Here is an 18,042-nt window from a genome sequence, read left to right on the forward strand (position 1 = left end):
TGAGGTGTTTAGATGTACAGGATCATTGATGCGCCAGGGGTAGGCAAACAACTAGAAATATTATTTCATAATCATCAAATCGAGACCATTAACGATTTGATTTTTACCTTTCCCAAAAAATATCAATCGTTTAAAGAAGACGCTTTGTTATTTGCGATTGATAAGACCGAGGTCACAGTCACCGGACAGCTCATCGATATTCCAAAAATAGTCAATCATCGAGGCACGTTAAAAAGCGTTCAGTTCAAACTACTTGTGGATAACGAAGTCATTAAGGTAATTGCTTATCGAAGAGAATACCTTAAAGAAAGCATGACTGAGCATATGACTTTGACGGTCAAAGGTAAATACGAAAAGAAAAAACGGTTGATTACAGCTCAAGCGGTCTTGCTAAAACCACTTGAAACGGAATTAAAACCAATCTATCAACTGGATGGTATTTACGATACGACCATCTCAAAGATTGTCAAAAAAATATTAGACCAACAACTCGTTGTGATTAATGATGATTTGCCTAAGGTATTAGTCAACAAGCATCATTTAATGTCTAAAGAGGAAATGGTAAAAACGCTTCATCTACCGAGTTCAGATGAACGTTTGGTTGAGGCATTAAAACGATTAAAATACGAAGAAGCGCTTCGTTTTCAGTATAAGATGATGTATCAAAAGGTTCATCATGAATTAATCTTTAAAAAACCAAAGAAGTACGATTTAGAACAAGTCAAGTTATTCATTCAAGACATCCCATTTGAGTTAACGCAAGATCAAAAAGAGACGGTAAATGATCTTTTTAGAGATTTCAAAAAGAATTATCCAGCCAGACGGTTAATCCAAGGTGACGTTGGTTCAGGAAAAACCATTGTTGTGGGCATTGGTGTGATGGGTGCGAAATCGGCAGGCTATCAAAGTGCTTTAATGGCGCCAACCGAAATACTTGCGATGCAACACTACCAATTCTTTAAAAACGCATTAAAAAACCTTAATATTTGTTTATTAACAGGTTCAACAAAAAAGAAGAAAGAGCTAAAAGAACAAATTAAACATGGGGTATATGATTTTGTGATTGGTACACACGCGTTAGTCACAGACGACGTCATCTTCAAGAATCTAGGGTTCGTTATCATTGATGAACAACACCGTTTTGGCGTTGAAACCAGAGAAACGTTAAAAGAAAAAGGAAACGCTGATGTGGTCTATTTAAGTGCCACCCCAATCCCAAGAACCTTAGCCATCGTTTTATTTGGGGACATGGAAGTATCAATCATCAAAGAAAAACCCATTGGCAGAAAAGAAATAATCACGCGCTATTTAAGTGATCAACAACTACCCTCGGTCTTTCAGCACGTAAATAAGGAACTAGAGAAGGGAAATAAGGCTTATTTTATTGCACCTTCGATTGAATCCGAAGAGCGTGGGACAAATGTGTTTTCATTGTTTGAAGAAGTACAAGCTGCGTTTTCAAAGTACACCGTTATCATGTTACACGGCAAACAAAGTGCACTTGAAAAACAACAAGCCATGGAAGATTTCTATCAAATCAAGTCTTCGATATTAGTTTCAACCTCTGTCGTCGAAGTAGGGCTTGATGTAAAAGAAGCAACCATAATGGTTATTACAGGCGCGAAATATTTTGGTGTAAGCCAATTACACCAATTAAGAGGTCGTGTGGGTAGAAGTGACGTACAAAGCTTTTGTTACGTATTAAGTGACGAATCCGATATTGACAGACTTCAGTATTTTTCAAAAACCTCAGATGGATTTCAACTGAGCGAATACGATTTATCTAAGCGAGGGCCAGGTGAATTCTTAGGTGTTAGACAAAGTGGATCGCTTCGTTTTGAATACGCTGACTTAGGCAGCGATTTTGATGTATTTTTAAAAGCAAAACAAGACGCTTTATGGTTATTATCAAATGAAAAAGAGAACCAATATTATTTGAACTACCAAAAATTAGATTTAGACGAAACATAATCAAAGTTACCTATGGTATAATTATTAATTAAAGGGAGTGGTATCATGATAAAGATTGCAGTTGATGCAATGGGGGGCGACTTCGCACCTAAAATTACAGTCCTTGGGGCAATGGATGCCGTCAAACAATTTGAGGATATCGAAATCACTTTGTTTGGTGATCAAGATAAAATCAACGAATTCTTAATTGCTCACCCAAGAATTAAAGTAGAAAAAACAACTCAAGTCATCGATATGGGAGAAAAAGACCCGATTCGAGCGATTAGAAATAACAAAGATTCATCGATGGTTAGAGCGATGTATAGTGTTAAAGAAGGTCAAACACAAGCGCTTGTTTCAGCTGGACCAACCCAGGCAATTATCGCAGGTGCGCACTTAGTTATCAAACGCATGTCATTGATGCATCGTGTCGCCTTGGCTCCGATCATTCCATCAACTGATGGTAGAGGTCGAATACTACTGGATGTCGGCGCAAACATCGAGCTAAGAAGTGAACATTTACTAGAATTAGCACTTTATGCGACAATCACAGCAAGAGAGTATTTAGGTATTAAGGACCCAAAGGTTGCGCTAATAAACATTGGCAGTGAAGAAGGTAAAGGTAGAGATTTAGAAAAAGAAACCTTCCAACTATTGAAAAACCACCCAATGATTAATTTTATGGGCAACATTGAAGGTAAAGAAGTTTTGTCAACCGATGCGGACATTATGCTAACTGACGGTTACACAGGTAATGTTTTAATGAAAACCGTTGAAGGCACTGCTAAAGCGATGGGTAGCATGCTTAAAGAAGAGATTAAATCCTCTTTAGGTGGGAAGATTGGTTATCTATTCATGAGAAAAAATCTAAAACGTTTTTCAAAACGTCTAGACGCTTCAGAAATTGGTGGAGCAATGATTTTCGGTATTCAAGCACCTGTGATTAAAGCACATGGTTCATCGTCTGCATATGCATTTAAAAATGCGATTGCACAGGCACGTTTATTTGTAAAAAATGACGTGCTTAATCAAGTGAATGAAGCACTTGAAAAGACACTAACAAAAGAAGAATAATCAAACAATAGAACAAGGATCAGGCGTTTGATAACGCCTGATTTGCTGTTTCGATTGTATTGATAATGAACAACATACACAATTTTGTAGTTGTTGATTATCGATACACTCCATAAAAAAAGAGAGGGTATCTACATGAAAAGTATTGAACAAGTATTAAAAGTAAAGTTTCATAATAAACTCCTACTAGAACAAGCCTTGACACACTCAAGCTTCGCAAACGAAAATGAGTGTAAGGATAACGAAAGACTTGAGTTCCTAGGGGATGCAGTTATTGGATTGATGATGGCAGACTACCTTTATAATCAACACCAAGGTGATGAAGGCGAAATGTCAAAAAAACGTGCTCAAGCGGTATGTGAAGAAGCACTAAACGTTTATGCAAAAAAAATAAATTTATCGCAGTATCTAAAACTAGGTAAGGGTGGAGAAATATCAAACGGTAGAGAAAATCCTTCGATTATTGCTGATGCCTTCGAGGCAATTTTTGGTTCTTTATACATCGATCAAGGCTACATACAAACCAAAAATCTATTTGATCGTATCGTCATTCCACACCTTGATGAGGTGGTGGGAATTAAAGACTATAAGTCGACCCTACAAGAGTTAGTACAGACTGACAGGAGAAACATTTCATATCACATTGACAACCAAACTGGCCCATCGCACGATCGTGTTTTTACTGCATCTGTTCGCATGGATGATATTGTCTATGGTGTCGGTAAGGCAAGATCAAAAAAAGAAGCTGAACAAAATGCTGCAAAAGAAGCACTTAAGAAATTAGCAAAAGAGTTTTAAACGATGGGAAAAGGTGAGTTAAATGTTTAATAAAATGATTGAAGAGGGGTATTTAAATCTTCATAAACTCCTATTAAAAGAATATGTTCGATTGGGAATTAACGAAAAAGAAGTTATTGTACTCAGTCAATTGGCAACCATGTTAGAAAAAAAGAAACACACGCTTTCCTTGAAATCAATCGCAAGAATGACTCATTTATCCTCAAATGAGGTGGGTGAATTGCTAGAACAACTGATTGTTAATCAATTCGTTTCAACCGAACTAGAACTAAAAAACGACGGTAAAGAAAGAGAAATCTTTAGTCTTAATCCGTTGTTTGATAAAATCATTCAGTTATTCAAAGAGGATTTAAAAGTTGAGAATGAAAAGCAGTCGGATAACGAAATAAAAGCGGTTATTACTAACTTAGAAGATGTGTTTCGAAAATCGTTAAAACCATACGACCTACAAATGATCCAACAGTGGTTTATTGATGGTTACAACAAAAAAGAGATTGATCAAGCACTTGAGGTCGCAATTAACCATAATAAGTTAAATTTAAATTACCTCGATCGAATCCTAAGAACCACAGATGAAATGAACGATGACGACTTGGACGATGAAAAACGTGATTTAATAAATAAGTTGATTAGAGGCGTTAAATAATGATGAAAATTGACCGTATCATTGAAGTCATGAATGATATGTTTCCAGATGCAAAAGCCGAGTTAACACATGACAATGCGTTTGAATTGTTAGTTGCTGTAGTGCTCTCTGCACAAACCACGGATAAGGCAGTTAATCTGGTGACACCAATTTTATTTGATAAATACCCAACACCTGAGTTGTTAATGAACGCGGATTATTCTGAGGTATGTGATGTACTAAAAACCATCGGGTTATATAAAAACAAAGCTAAATTTATCATCGCATTAGCCAAAGACCTTGTGCTATTACACAATGGTGAAGTACCTAATGATAGAACAAAGCTTGAAGCGTTACCTGGTGTGGGAAGAAAAACAGCTAATGTGGTTTTATCAAATGCATTTAATGTACCTGCAATCGCTGTAGACACACATGTAGCAAGAATATCAGTTCGCTTGGGTTTAGCGAAGAAAGACGATAATGTCCTTGAAATTGAACAAAAATTAATGAGAAAGTTGCCTAAAGATAAATGGATGAAAATGCACCATCAAATGATTTTCTTTGGTCGCTATCACTGTTTAGCAAAAAAGCCAAAGTGTAGCGATTGCCCACTAAAAGATATTTGTAAATATGAACAAAAAAACATATAATAATACAGTTTGAGATAAATCTAAATAGAGGTTTATCTTTTTTTTGTTTTTGTAAATTTTTTTGAAGTAAAAAAGAAAGGAATATGATATAAATAATAACAGTGGGGAAATACAATCTAAGAGGAAAGAAATGAAAAACAATTACGTAATAAACGACTTATCTCATTTATTAAAGGTGACTAAAGAGGAGTCACCATGGTCTTACGTCGGACCGGTACTTAAGAGAATGAGACGAAATGAGAATTGGACAATACAAGAGGTGTCATCCAAGTATGGCATCAACCAGTCTGTTATATCAAGAGTAGAGAATTCGCTAATAGAACCGAATAAAAGTGTTTTTGATCGCTACTTTGAAGCCATTGGTTTTAATTTAGAAGAGTCGTTAAATGGCTTTGATCTTGAGAGCATTGAAGCTGATTTTTTAGATTACATGTTGGGGTTAAAAGCAGAATTTAACAGTCTTTCTTATGGGCTTCCAAAAGTCCACTATTACCATGAACTTTCGTGGTATTATGAACACGCAGTAAATAATGATTATCAGTTAATGCATCAAGAGCTAAGTGAATTAATGTCGTTGATGACAAGTTCAACCATGAAATCAACCCAGATATTTTTGATGATCATGGCTAAGTATTATCAAAAAAACCATAAACAAGTAAAATCGTTAGCAATCGTTAAAGCATTAAAAGCAAATCAAGGCTTATCAAAAAAGCAAATGTTGTATATTGGTATCATTGAACTGGAACTTTCGCTTTCCACATCAAATGCGATGATTGCATTTCATAAAATGCTGCAAGTCAACCAACAACTACAAACTTATGGGCTATATGACACACAAACAAATCTGACGAAAAAGTATCTTTATGCTTTTTTTATGAGGGTGTCTAATACGCATCTTAAGGATTTTAAATATGGTAAATTGGAAAAGACAGTTAAGAAGTTACTTTTGTACAAACAACTTTTTAATCAACAACTCAATCAGGAGGTGGCAGATAAGATAAAGGATTCGTCTTATTATCAGTGTTTGTATTTGCTCTATTTAGATCAAATTAATGACACGGTTACGATCAAAGATTATTTAAGTAACGTTAAAAAAGAAAGACGGTCGTTATTTGAACAATGTATCATTGAGTTTATGGTATCGAAGTATCAAACTGACTCACTAGATATTTTCTTCCATGAGTGTTTTAAGAAAAAGAACAAGTATCAGCAAGCCTTTCAAACGGCATACTACCTGACAAATCATTGTAAAGAGTATTTAAGGAAAATAGAGAAATACAAAAGCGCGTGTGACTTGATTCACCTTAATTACCGATATTTTAACGAACTAGAATCTGGTTTATTCGAATTGCAAACAAGATAAATATAAATTAACAATCTCTAATTTGGGGTTGTTTTTTTATTATTTATAACGAAATTATAAAAAAGAACATTCATAATAGACTTTAATATAAAAAATATAAATAAACTGAAATTTGTGTTAAATGGGGTAGAAATTACCCATTTAAAAACATAAAAAGGGTATTATATTAAAAAAACATTTGAAATTCAAAGCATTTTAAAACGCTTACAACTAAAACGTATTTACATAACGATGCACCAGTGTTAAAATACGTGTATGCATAAATTTTGAAATTCAAAGCATATTTATGCTAAGGAGATGATAAAGCCAAATAACAATGATTGACTATTTAAAGATTAGAATGGATTTAGTTGAAAGAGAGTGAATATTATGACAATTAAAGAATTACAAACAATTATTAAAGACATCGAAAACTCACCATTAATGAGTCTTGAACTTGAAATGGTAGACTTCAAATTAAAGTTATCTAAAAACAAAGTTGAGTACATTGAAAAAACCGAAACAATTAATAAACCTTCAAATATTGAAACAACAACAAATAAGAAAGAGACAGCAAGTGAAATAAACACCAAAGAAACAATTAAATCACCGTTGGTGGGAACGTTTTATCGTTCCTCAACCAATAATGGAACGCCTTACGTCGAGGTTGGACAGAAAGTAAAAAAAGGCGATGTCATTTGTATCATTGAAGCGATGAAAATCATGAATGAGATTACTTGTCCATACGATGGTGTAGTTAAGGAATTTCTCGTTTCAAATACCGATGCGGTTGGATTTGATCAAGCGTTGATGGTGATTGCTAATGAGTCATAAAATATTAATAGCAAACCGTGGTGAAATTGCAGTTCGAATTATACGTGCAGCAAAAGAATTGGGCATTGAAACCGTCAGTGTATATTCAAAGGCGGATGAAGATGCACTTCATGTGAAAATTGCCGATCAAGCCATCTGTGTGGGCGAACCAAAAAGCAGTGATTCGTATTTAAATATGAATCATATTTTAAGCGCAGCTATCGCAACAGGTTGTGACGCCATTCATCCAGGGTATGGATTTTTATCTGAAAATGCCGTGTTTGTGGAAATGGTTGAAAGCTGTGGTTTAAGATTTATCGGGCCAACCGCAGACACCATTAGATTAATAGGTGATAAAGCATCTGCCAAGCGTATTGCAAAGGAAGCCGGTGTGCCTATTATTATGGGTTCTGAAGGCATTCTAGAACATCTAGAAGAAGCGTTGAAAGTTGCCAAAAAAATAGGTTATCCAGTCATGATTAAAGCGACAAATGGTGGTGGAGGCAGAGGTATATCGATTGCTTATAACGAAAAAGAGTTGGTTCATGCCTATGAGCGTACCTCACTTGAAGCCGAAGCGGCTTTTGGTGATAAGTCCTTATATATCGAAAAATTCATTGAATCACCTAAGCACATTGAAGTGCAAATCATTGCAGACAAAGAAGGTAATGTGGTTCATCTTTACGAACGTGATTGTTCTACACAAAGAAGAAATCAAAAGATGATAGAAGAAGCACCTGCGCCAACCATCAGTGACACATTAAGAAAAAAACTAGGGGTGGCCGCCATCAAATTAGCAAAAAAAATAAACTACATTAACGCTGGCACACTTGAATTCTTAGTCGATAAAAACCAAGATTATTATTTCATTGAAATGAACACACGTATTCAAGTCGAACACCCAATCACAGAAATGATTACTGGGATTGATTTAGTCAAAGAACAAATCAATGTCGCTTATGATAAACCGCTTAGTTTTAAGCAACGAGACATCAAAATTTTAGGCCACGCGATTGAGTGTCGAATCAATGCCGAAGATCCAATGAATGGATTTCGTCCGTCACCAGGTAAAATCACCAATTTATTTATTCCTGGTGGCTTTAACGTCCGAGTAGACACGCACGTCTATCAAGGCTATTCAGTACCGCCCTATTACGATTCGATGGTGGCAAAAGTGATTGTTTTTGAAAAAAATAGAAGAGAAGCAATTAAAAAAATGCGTGTCACACTAGAACAAATGGTCGTTGAAGGCATTAAGACTAACATTGAATATCAATACCTAATTATGCACGATTATACATTTATCAAAGGTAACTATGACACTGGTTATATTGCTAAATTTAATGAACTAGTGGAGAAGAATAAAAATGAATGATTTTTTTAGTGAACGTAAAAAAAGATTACACGATTTCAAAGTGAAGTTTCTTAAAAAAACTGCCGTCAAAAAACAAACCGATATTCCAGATGGGTTATTCCTTAAATGTGAAGAGTGTCAAAAACCTATTTATGAAAAAGAGTTAGAAGCTCAACTGCATGTATGCCCAAATTGTGGTTTTCATTTTCGAATTAACGCTAAAAAAAGAATTGCAATGCTTGCGGATGATGATACGTTTGTTGAAGTAAATGAGCATTTAGAATCAACAAATCCACTGGGAATGCCTTTTTATGAAGAAAAATTAAACAGTGCAAAAAAATTTACAAATCAAAACGATGCGTTTATTAGTGGGTCTTGTACGATTGGTGATTACCCTTGTTTCTTAGGTGTGTTAGATTCCTTTTTTATGATGGGCTCTATGGGGAGTGTCGTCGGTGAGAAAGTCACAAGATTGATTGAACTTGCCATTAAAGAACACAAACCACTTGTTATTGTAAGTGCCTCTGGTGGCGCACGTATGCAAGAGGGTATTTTGTCTTTAATGCAAATGGCAAAAACCGCAGGGGCATTAAAAAAACTTGAGCAAGAAAAGTTACTCTATATAAGCGTGATGACTTACCCAACAACCGGTGGGGTTGCAGCTAGTTTTGCCACCCTCGGTGACATCAACATCGCAGAAAAATCCGCATTGATTGGTTTTGCTGGTTCTAGGGTAATCAAACAAACAATTAAAGAAGAGTTACCTGCCCATTTCCAATCAGCTGAGTTTCAAAAAGAACACGGTTTGATTGATTTAGTCGTTGAAAGAAAACAGTTAAAATCACAAATAAGTGCCTTGTTAAAACTACATCAAGGAGGACATAAAGCATGAATAGTTCATGGGAAAAAGTTCAACTTGCAAGACATCCAAAACGTCCAACATCTAAAACGGTTATTCGTCACATCATTGATGACTTTATCGAGTTGCATGGCGATCGTAGCGTAAGAGATGATTTATCAATTATTGGTGGCATTGGTTATTTCGAAGGCATACCGGTTACTGTAATTGCTCAAGAAAAAGGGACAGACACAAACGATAAAATCAAAAGAAATTTTGGCATGCCACACCCTGAAGGGTATGAAAAAGCACTTCGTTTAATGAAGCAAGCAGAAAAATTCAAACGTCCGATACTGGTATTTATTGATACACCAGGTGCTTACCCTGGACTTGAGGCTGAAATGAGAAATCAAGCCTTTAAAATTGCCAATAACTTAAAAGAGATGATGTGTCTTGATACACCGATTATTGCCGTCGTATTAAGTGAGGGTGGATCAGGTGGTGCATTAGCGATTGGTGTTGCTGATCAACTTTTAATGTTTGAAAATAGCATATACTCAATTCTATCGCCAGAAGGATTTGCATCTATTCTATACAAAGATAGTAAAAAAGCAAACGAAGCTGCAGAAATAATGAAATTATCTGCAAATGATCTTTTTGATTTGAAAATCATCGATGGGATTATTAAGGAAAAAAACGGACTACATGAAGATCAAGCGTTTGGATTTAAAGAGTTAAGAAGTCAATTAGTCAAACGATTAACAATCGAAATGAAAAAAGATACTCAAAAACGATTGAATGATCGTTATCAGAAATACCGCAGAATGGGTGTTTTTAGTGAAAGGATTTAATTATGAAAAATATAAAAATTGTTGCTACTGGGAAATACGTACCAGATAAAATAGTAACGAATGATGACCTCTCGAAAGTGGTCGATACCACAGATGAATGGATTTTTTCAAGAACAGGCATCAAAGAACGAAGACAAGCAACGATTGAAAATACACTAGATTTGGCTTATCTAGCAGCAAATGATTGTATCAAAAATGTGAATTACTCGGTCGATGATATTGATTTGATTGTTGTAGCTACCATTACTCAAGAAGATAAAACACCATCGGTTGCTAACCTTGTCAGTGGCAAACTTGGTATTAAGAGAGAAATTATGACCTTTGACATAAACGCAGCATGTACTGGTTTTGTCTACGCACTTGAGGTAGCAAGTAGTCTATTATCTAGTGGTAACTATAAAAGCGCACTAGTCATCGGAAGTGAAAAACTGACCAATGTACTTGATTATGAAGACCGTAATACTTGTGTATTATTTGGTGATGGTGCAGGTGCGGTGATCATCGAAAAAACGATCGAACCGAATCAAGCAAACTTCATTAATCGCTCAAGACCAGACATGAATGAGGTCTTAACGGTGGGTAAATTCATTCACATGGATGGTAAAAAAGTCTATCAATTTGCTGTTGAAGTATTGTCAAAAAGCATTAAAGAGATTTTAGAGACAAATCAATTAACGATTGATGATGTGGATGTGATTATCTCACATCAAGCCAACCTAAGAATTATCAAAAGTGTTGCAAACTCACTTGAGATACCATTAGAGAAATTCATACTTAACATTGAAAAATACGGCAATACCTCTGCCGCAAGTATACCGATTTTATTAAGTGAGTATAACAACAACCAAAAGAGCAGAGTCTTGATGGTTGGATTTGGTGGCGGGTTCACCTATGGAGCCGCAATTATGAATTTGGAGCGTAAATAACATATGAAAAACATTTGTGAATTATTAAATATTAAATACCCAATTATACAAGGTGGGATGGCAAACATCGCAACAGCAGAATTCGCAGCAAGTGTTTCTAACGCTGGTGGTCTTGGTTTGATTGGTTCTGGTGGGTTTGATGAACACTGGGTCAGAGCTGAAATTAGAAAAGCAAAGCAGCTAACGAATCACACGTTTGGCGTTAACATTATGTTGATGAACCCAAGAGCGGCTGAAATTGCAAAAGTTGTTGTTGAAGAACAAGTTGAAGTCGTGACAACCGGTGCTGGTTCACCTGGGGTATACATGCAAGCCTGGAAAGAAGCTGGGATAAAAGTGATACCAGTCGTACCGAGTGTGGCATTGGCCATAAGAATGGCACGCGCTGGGGCAGATGCTGTCGTCGCAGAAGGCACCGAGGCAGGTGGTCACATTGGAGAACTGACAACAATGGCTTTAATTCCTCAAATAGCAGATGCCATCGACATTCCTGTAATTGCAGCTGGTGGTATTGCTGATTATCGTGGGGTATTGGCTGCGTTTGCTCTTGGTGCAAAAGGGGTCCAAGTAGGAACGGTCTTACTTGCGACTATCGAATGTCCAATTCACCAAAACTATAAAGACATCGTTGTGAGTGCAAGAGATACTGATACGATTGTTACAGGCAGAAACACCAAAGCACCTGTACGTGTATTAAAAAATAAAATGGCAGTAGAGTACGTAAGATTATCAAGTCAGCAAATTGACCATATGGAATTAGAGAAGTTGACGCTAGGTTCCTTAAGACGTGCGGTTTTTGATGGTGATATTGATAGAGGTTCTTTCATGGCTGGACAAATTGCAGGGTTAGTAAAAGAAATTAAAACGGTCAAAGAAGTCATCGAGTCCATGTTTGATCCAATTGAAAATTACGCCAAAGGACTTCAAGTATTATGAGTAAGTTGGCGTTAGTCTTTGCTGGTCAAGGGGCGCAATACACAGCTATGGGTCTGGATTTTCACAACGAAGAACTAGCAATAAAGGCATCCAAAGTGCTTGGGTATGATCCAATAGAGATTTTAAAGAGCAACGATGGTACACTTAATCAAACGCTTTATACACAACCAATGGTTTTTTATACAAGCTATTTAATTTATCAAGCGTTTTTAAAACTTTCGGTCATACCAAACGGTTTTCTAGGTTTTAGTTTAGGTGAGTACAGTAGTTTATGTGCTTCTAGCGTATTTTCATTTGAAGATGCGTTAAAACTGATTCAAGTTAGAGCTACGTTAATGGAAGAACAAACAAAGAAAGAAAAAGGAACCATGACTGCTTGTATAGGAATGGAAGACAAAGTCATCGAGTCCATATTAATGGAAAATCAGATTAATATTGAAGTTGCTAATTATAACACTCAAGTTCAAACCGTTATTAGTGGCAGCATCGAAGAAATGGATAAAGCCGTTTCTTGTTTGAAAGAAAACGGACTTAAAAGGGCTATTGCTCTTAATGTATCAGGTGCATTTCATAGTCAATTGATGAAAGAAGCGGGCGTTAGGTTAAGACCATATTTAGAAACCGTAAAAAAGAACAAAGTTTCCTATGATATTTATATGAACGTGACAGCAAATAAACTTGAGTTTGAAACACTTGTGGATTTATTAGAAGAACAAGTGTCTGGTGCCGTACGATTTAAACAAAGCATCGAGCAAATGAAAAAAGACGGATACACACATTTCATCGAAATAGGCCCTGGTAACACACTAAGTTCATTTATTAAAAAAATTGATCCGACCTTAGAGGTTATTGGTATCAATCAAATCAAAGACATCGATATTGTTGAAAGGTGGTTAATCGATCATGAATTTAAAAAATAAAGTCGCTATTGTCACTGGTGGTGCACAAGGCATCGGCCGTGCTATTAGCCTACGATTAGCACAAGCAGGTGCCAAGGTGGTTGTAAACTACAACACAAGCGAAGCTAAAGCAAATCTATTGGTAGCAGAAATTGAAGCAATGGGTGGAGAAGCACTTGCTGTTAAAGCCGATGTTTCGAAATTTGATGAGGCAAAACAGTTAGTAGATGCTGCGGTAACAACATTTAACACGGTTCATATCTTAGTGAATAACGCAGGCATCACGAAAGATAGCCTATTATTACGAATGACAGAAGACCAGTTTGATCAAGTCATCGATGTGAATTTAAAAGGCGCATGGAATATGATCAAGCATACGAGTAAAATTCTACTAAAAGAGACCGATGCCAAAATCGTGAATATCGCAAGTGTTTCTGGGATATTGGGAAACGCCGGACAAACCAACTATAGTGCCTCAAAAGCTGGGGTCATAGGACTAACCAAAGCCGTTGCTAGAGAATTTGCAGGCAGAAAAGTCAACTGTAATTGTGTCGCTCCTGGGTTTGTCTCCTCAGACATGACTGATTTATTAAACGACACACAAAAAGAAACGTGGTTATCTCAAATACCACTTGGACGATTTGGACAAAAAGAAGAAGTGGCCGAACTAGTCTTATTTCTTGTTAGCAAAGAATCGTCTTATATTACCGGCCAAACCATCAGCATTGATGGCGGCTTAGTGATGTAGGTGTCAGATGAAAAGAAGAGTCGTCGTTACTGGCATGGGACTAGTGAGTCCCTTAGGAAATACTGTAAATGAGTCCTTCAAACACATGGTTGAAGGAAAAAATGGTATTGATTTTATTACGTTGGCAGACACAACAAACTGGAAAGTTAAATTGGCTGGTGAGGTTAAAAACCTAGATTTTGAAGCCTTTATAGATAAAAAAGAAGTCAAACGAAGTGATCGTGTTTCTAACCTTGCAATGGTTGCGGCTGATGAAGCGTACAAACAAGCCAAACTTGAAGGGGCAGAAATAAACCGAAAGCGATTTGGGCTTTTTGTCGGCAGTGGTATTGGTGGGTTAAACACAATTGAACAAGACGTAACGGTTTGTAAGACAAGAGGTCAAGACCGGATGTCGCCATTTTTTATCCCCAACTCGATCATCAATCTAATCGGTGGGAAGCTTGGGATTAAATATCAAATTTATGGCCCCAATCTACCGCAAGTCACGGCATGTTCTGCCGCTACTAACTCGATTGGTGAAGCATTTAGATACATTAGAGATGGTTATTTAGAAATCGCAATGACTGGTGGATCTGAAGCCCCAGTTAATGAAATTGGTGTGGGTGGATTTGCAAGCATGAAGGCACTAAACACCTCAAACGATGTGAATAAAGCCTCGATTCCATTTGATAAAAACAGAAGTGGGTTTGTCATTGCTGAAGGTGCAGGTATTCTCATCTTAGAAGAATACGAACACGCCATTAAAAGAAACGCGCCAATCTTAGCAGAAATCGTCGGGTATCACACAACGACCGATGGGTATCACATGACCTCACCGGATGTTGAAGCTAGAGGGATTACTGATTGTTTAACTGGGGCACTTGCAGATGCAAATCTAGAACCCAAAGAGATAGGTTATATCAACGCACACGGTACATCAACACAGTTAAATGATAAATACGAAACGTTAGGGATTAAACAAGCGTTTAAAGAAGATGCGTATCGATTAAACATATCTTCGACCAAATCGATGACGGGGCATGCGCTTGGTGCTGCTGGTGCGATTGAGTCGATTGCAGTCATTAAAGCCTTACAAGAAGGTATTATTCCACCAACAATTAACTATCAAGCATATGATGAGGACTGTGATTTAAATTACACACCAAATCAGGCGGTTAAAAAGGAAATGACATACGCAATCAATATTAACATAGGGTTTGGTGGCCAAAACGCAGCCATCATATTTAAGAAGGTGTAAACATGTTGAATCAAGAACAAATTAAAGCAATCATTCCACACAGAGACCCATTTTTATTAATCGATGAGATTACCGATTATGAAGTTGGAAAATACGCGGTAGGTAAAAAATTCGTTAAGATGGATGAATCCTATTTCAAAGGACATTTTCCTGGAAAACCAGTCATGCCGGGTGTATTAATTATTGAATCGCTTGCCCAAGTAGGCGCAGTTAGCCTGTTGTTGATGCCTGAATTTCAGGGAAAAATAGCTTTTTTTGCCGGAATTGAAAAAGCTAAGTTTAGAAAATCGGTGTTACCTGGTGATACACTCAGATTGGAGTGTACGCTTACACGAGTAAGAAGACAATTTGGTGTGGGAGAAGCAAAGGCCTACGTTGGAGAAGAACTCGTTTGTGAAGCTACAATCTCCTTTATGGTATCTAATTAATGTCTAGCACCTTACGTGTTTTTGACTCTCTAGACTCAACAAATAACTATTTAAAACAGCACTATCACGAATTAGAAAACATGACGTTTGTTTGTGCGAATTATCAAACAAGCGGCCGTGGTCAGTTTGACCGGACATGGCAATCGGATAAAGGCAAAAATCTCTTGGTCTCTTTTTTGATTAAAGCGTTGCCAACGCATGAAATGCCTTTACTTCAAAAAACGTATTATGATGGACTTGTGTCGTATGTAAAGACCTTTGTGCCTAACGTGTATTTAAAAGAGCCAAATGATCTTTATGTAAATGACAAGAAAATAGCTGGCATATTGATTGAAACGCTAGTCAGTGATCAATGCTACAAATACGTCATTATTGGTCTGGGTTTAAACGTCAATCAAACAGAGTTTTCAGGTTTATGTGCCACCTCAATAGCGATAGAAACAAATCATCATTACGACATTCAATCCTTACTTAGTACTTATGTAACTAAGACAATAGAAAACTTAGGAGAACACCTATGAAATTAGAACGTTTGTTGAAATTGTCAATTTTAGTATCGATGCTAATCGCACTTGTGTATTTGATGCCTCCAATTGTGATGCCTTTTTCAGGTATCCCTATAACGCTTCAAACATGGATGGTATTAATGATTGGGTTATTACTAAAACCGAAAGAAGCGTTCTTTGCGGTGATGAGTTATGTAATTCTTGGGGCATTAGGACTACCCATATTTAGTGGGCAAAAAGGTGGTATGTCAGTTATCTTGGGGCCAACTGGTGGGTTTATCGTTGGCTTTCCACTGGTTAGTATGTTTGTCGCTGTCTTTAAACAAAAACAATCAGCAATCATCAAAAACACACTGATTAGTATCGTATTTATGATCATCGTGCTTTACGCATTTGCGGCACTATGGTTTGTGAGTTATTTAAACATGACTTACCTCAATGCACTTTTTGTGCTACTACCGTTTGTTCCTTTTGATTTAGCAAAAGTGCTCTTTGCCAATTTGATTTATCAAAAGCTACCATTACAATTGTTAAATACCCAAACGGTACGAACAAAGGAAAAGAAATATGAATAAGAAATATAGTAAACCTACCCTAATACAAGGTGGCATGGGGATTGGTGTATCAAGCCATCAACTAGCAAATACCGTTAGTAGAGAAGGCGGTCTTGGCGTGGTTTCTTTAACCGCTGTGACCGTTAGTTTCTTAAGACGATTAATGGATAAAGAAGAAGATTATCTAAACGCATGTGAGGGGTTTATTGACCCCGAATTTGTCAAAGAAGTGACTTTGAAATATTATGGTATGAAAAATAACGAGGCTTATCAAATGATTGAGATGCCTTCACTTAATCCAAGTGCATTTTTCTTAAAAGCCATGGTATTATCAAGTTATGTCGAAGTTAGTTTAGCAAAAAAAGGACATAACGGCGTTATTGGGATTAACATGTTGGAAAAAATACAGATTCCAACCCTGCCACTCTTATTTGGGGCGATGTTAGCGGGTGTTGATTACGTCATTATGGGGGCGGGGATACCAATTCGTATGCCTCAAATCATTGATCAATTTTCGAACAAAGAAAAAGCAAACTATTTGGTTAAGTTAAATGATTCTTCACAGCCACAAGTCACTTATGAGTTTGATCCAAATGATTTGTTTGATTTAGAGCCAATCGAGATTAAGAAACCGAAGTTTTTGGCGGTAGTTAGTTCACTTACACTAGCGAACTATCTATTAAAGGCTACGCATAAACCGGATGGATTTATTATCGAATTACCAACCGCTGGTGGTCACAACGCAAGACCACGAGGGGAATTGGTGTTTGATGAAACAGGTGAACCGGTTTATGGTAAAAAAGATGAGATTGATTTTGAAGGATTTAGAAAACTAGGGTATGATTTTTGGCTAGCCGGTGGTTTTGGTTCGCACGAAAAATACAAAGAAGCACTAAGCTTAGGGGCTGTAGGTATTCAAGTGGGAAGTGCCTTTGCGTTTTGTGAAGAATCTGGGTTTACAAAAGAGATAAAAGAACAAGTCATCAAACAAGTACTAGAAGACAATCTTACGGTTAAAACGGATTTTTTGGCATCACCTACAGGCTTTCCATTTAAAGTTGCTGATGTCCTAGGTAGTCTTCACGATGATGAAAGTTATCAAAAAAGAAAAAGAATTTGTGATTTGGGTTATTTAAGAGAAGCCTACGAAAAGCCTGATGGAAAGATTGGGTATCGATGCCCCTCTGAACCGGTGGAAGATTACGTTAGAAAAGGTGGAAATATCGAAGATACAGTCGGTAGAAAATGCTTATGTAACGGTTTAGTCTCAGCCATTGGAGTGGCTCAAAGTAGAGCATCAATCAAAGAAAAATCAATTGTGACAGCAGGTAATGATGCCATCTTTATTAAGCGTTTTATTAAACCTGGCAACAAGCATTATCAAGCAATTGATGTGATCAATCATATATTGTATAACAAGTAAAAAAAACAACAAGAAAAGGTGTCTATGCACCTTTTCTTCTTTATTTGTAACACTTTCATAAATTATCTTCTATCTTTCGACTTATGA

General features: G+C 36.7%; 19 protein-coding genes. All 19 read left to right on the forward strand.

Annotated elements, in window-relative coordinates:
• The first annotated feature begins 12 nt into the window (after window positions 1-12).
• Window positions 13-1,971: an ATP-dependent DNA helicase RecG gene (locus BN853_RS01815; protein WP_030004235.1), complete on the forward strand. Its 1,959-nt coding sequence runs from the start codon at window positions 13-15 to the stop codon at window positions 1,969-1,971.
• 45 nt (window positions 1,972-2,016) lie between these two features.
• Complete coding sequence (gene plsX / locus BN853_RS01820) at window positions 2,017-3,024, forward strand: phosphate acyltransferase PlsX (protein WP_030004236.1); 1,008 nt, start codon at window positions 2,017-2,019, stop codon at window positions 3,022-3,024.
• A 135-nt stretch (window positions 3,025-3,159) separates the two neighbouring features.
• Window positions 3,160-3,822: a ribonuclease III gene (gene rnc, locus BN853_RS01825; protein WP_030004237.1), complete on the forward strand. Its 663-nt coding sequence runs from the start codon at window positions 3,160-3,162 to the stop codon at window positions 3,820-3,822.
• Between the two features lie 22 nt (window positions 3,823-3,844).
• Complete coding sequence (locus tag BN853_RS01830; RefSeq protein ID WP_030004238.1) at window positions 3,845-4,468, forward strand: DnaD domain protein; 624 nt, start codon at window positions 3,845-3,847, stop codon at window positions 4,466-4,468.
• Window positions 4,468-5,097 (forward strand): endonuclease III, encoded by a 630-nt coding sequence (gene nth / locus BN853_RS01835; protein WP_157869924.1) that lies wholly within the window; start codon window positions 4,468-4,470, stop codon window positions 5,095-5,097. Before BN853_RS01830 ends, nth begins: the two co-directional genes overlap by 1 nt.
• A gap of 130 nt (window positions 5,098-5,227) precedes the next feature.
• Window positions 5,228-6,460: a helix-turn-helix domain-containing protein gene (locus BN853_RS01840; RefSeq protein ID WP_030004240.1), complete on the forward strand. Its 1,233-nt coding sequence runs from the start codon at window positions 5,228-5,230 to the stop codon at window positions 6,458-6,460.
• Between the two features lie 369 nt (window positions 6,461-6,829).
• Window positions 6,830-7,273 carry an acetyl-CoA carboxylase biotin carboxyl carrier protein gene (gene accB, locus BN853_RS01845; RefSeq protein WP_030004241.1) on the forward strand — a complete coding sequence of 148 codons (444 nt, stop codon included), beginning with the start codon at window positions 6,830-6,832 and terminating at the stop codon, window positions 7,271-7,273.
• Complete coding sequence (gene accC / locus BN853_RS01850; protein WP_030004242.1) at window positions 7,263-8,627, forward strand: acetyl-CoA carboxylase biotin carboxylase subunit; 1,365 nt, start codon at window positions 7,263-7,265, stop codon at window positions 8,625-8,627. Before accB ends, accC begins: the two co-directional genes overlap by 11 nt.
• The gene (accD, locus tag BN853_RS01855; RefSeq protein ID WP_030004243.1) at window positions 8,620-9,498 is read left to right on the forward strand and encodes an acetyl-CoA carboxylase, carboxyltransferase subunit beta; all 879 of its coding nucleotides are present in this window, start codon (window positions 8,620-8,622) and stop codon (window positions 9,496-9,498) included. The genes accC and accD overlap by 8 nt, the downstream gene beginning before the upstream one ends.
• Complete coding sequence (locus tag BN853_RS01860; protein ID WP_030004244.1) at window positions 9,495-10,295, forward strand: acetyl-CoA carboxylase carboxyltransferase subunit alpha; 801 nt, start codon at window positions 9,495-9,497, stop codon at window positions 10,293-10,295. Before accD ends, BN853_RS01860 begins: the two co-directional genes overlap by 4 nt.
• A 2-nt stretch (window positions 10,296-10,297) precedes the next feature.
• Entirely contained in the window at window positions 10,298-11,221 is a 924-nt protein-coding gene (locus BN853_RS01865) for a beta-ketoacyl-ACP synthase III (RefSeq protein WP_030004245.1), read from the forward strand.
• A 3-nt stretch (window positions 11,222-11,224) separates the two neighbouring features.
• Window positions 11,225-12,157: a nitronate monooxygenase gene (locus tag BN853_RS01870; protein WP_030004246.1), complete on the forward strand. Its 933-nt coding sequence runs from the start codon at window positions 11,225-11,227 to the stop codon at window positions 12,155-12,157.
• Complete coding sequence (locus BN853_RS01875; RefSeq protein WP_030004247.1) at window positions 12,154-13,077, forward strand: ACP S-malonyltransferase; 924 nt, start codon at window positions 12,154-12,156, stop codon at window positions 13,075-13,077. The genes BN853_RS01870 and BN853_RS01875 overlap by 4 nt, the downstream gene beginning before the upstream one ends.
• Window positions 13,061-13,804: a 3-oxoacyl-[acyl-carrier-protein] reductase gene (gene fabG / locus BN853_RS01880; RefSeq protein WP_030004248.1), complete on the forward strand. Its 744-nt coding sequence runs from the start codon at window positions 13,061-13,063 to the stop codon at window positions 13,802-13,804. Before BN853_RS01875 ends, fabG begins: the two co-directional genes overlap by 17 nt.
• A 7-nt stretch (window positions 13,805-13,811) precedes the next feature.
• A complete protein-coding gene (fabF, locus tag BN853_RS01885; RefSeq protein ID WP_030004249.1) occupies window positions 13,812-15,044 on the forward strand; it encodes a beta-ketoacyl-ACP synthase II in 1,233 nt (410 codons plus the stop codon).
• A 2-nt stretch (window positions 15,045-15,046) separates the two neighbouring features.
• Complete coding sequence (gene fabZ, locus BN853_RS01890) at window positions 15,047-15,472, forward strand: 3-hydroxyacyl-ACP dehydratase FabZ (RefSeq protein WP_030004250.1); 426 nt, start codon at window positions 15,047-15,049, stop codon at window positions 15,470-15,472.
• Window positions 15,472-15,993: a biotin--[acetyl-CoA-carboxylase] ligase gene (locus tag BN853_RS01895; RefSeq protein ID WP_030004251.1), complete on the forward strand. Its 522-nt coding sequence runs from the start codon at window positions 15,472-15,474 to the stop codon at window positions 15,991-15,993. Before fabZ ends, BN853_RS01895 begins: the two co-directional genes overlap by 1 nt.
• A complete protein-coding gene (locus tag BN853_RS01900; RefSeq protein WP_030004252.1) occupies window positions 15,990-16,553 on the forward strand; it encodes a biotin transporter BioY in 564 nt (187 codons plus the stop codon). The genes BN853_RS01895 and BN853_RS01900 overlap by 4 nt, the downstream gene beginning before the upstream one ends.
• The gene (locus BN853_RS01905) at window positions 16,546-17,955 is read left to right on the forward strand and encodes a nitronate monooxygenase (RefSeq protein WP_030004253.1); all 1,410 of its coding nucleotides are present in this window, start codon (window positions 16,546-16,548) and stop codon (window positions 17,953-17,955) included. Before BN853_RS01900 ends, BN853_RS01905 begins: the two co-directional genes overlap by 8 nt.
• The last annotated feature ends 87 nt before the right edge of the window (window positions 17,956-18,042 follow it).

The sequence above is a fragment of the Paracholeplasma brassicae genome, from assembly GCF_000967915.1.
Lineage (GTDB): Bacteria > Bacillota_I > Bacilli_A > Acholeplasmatales > UBA5453 > Paracholeplasma > Paracholeplasma brassicae.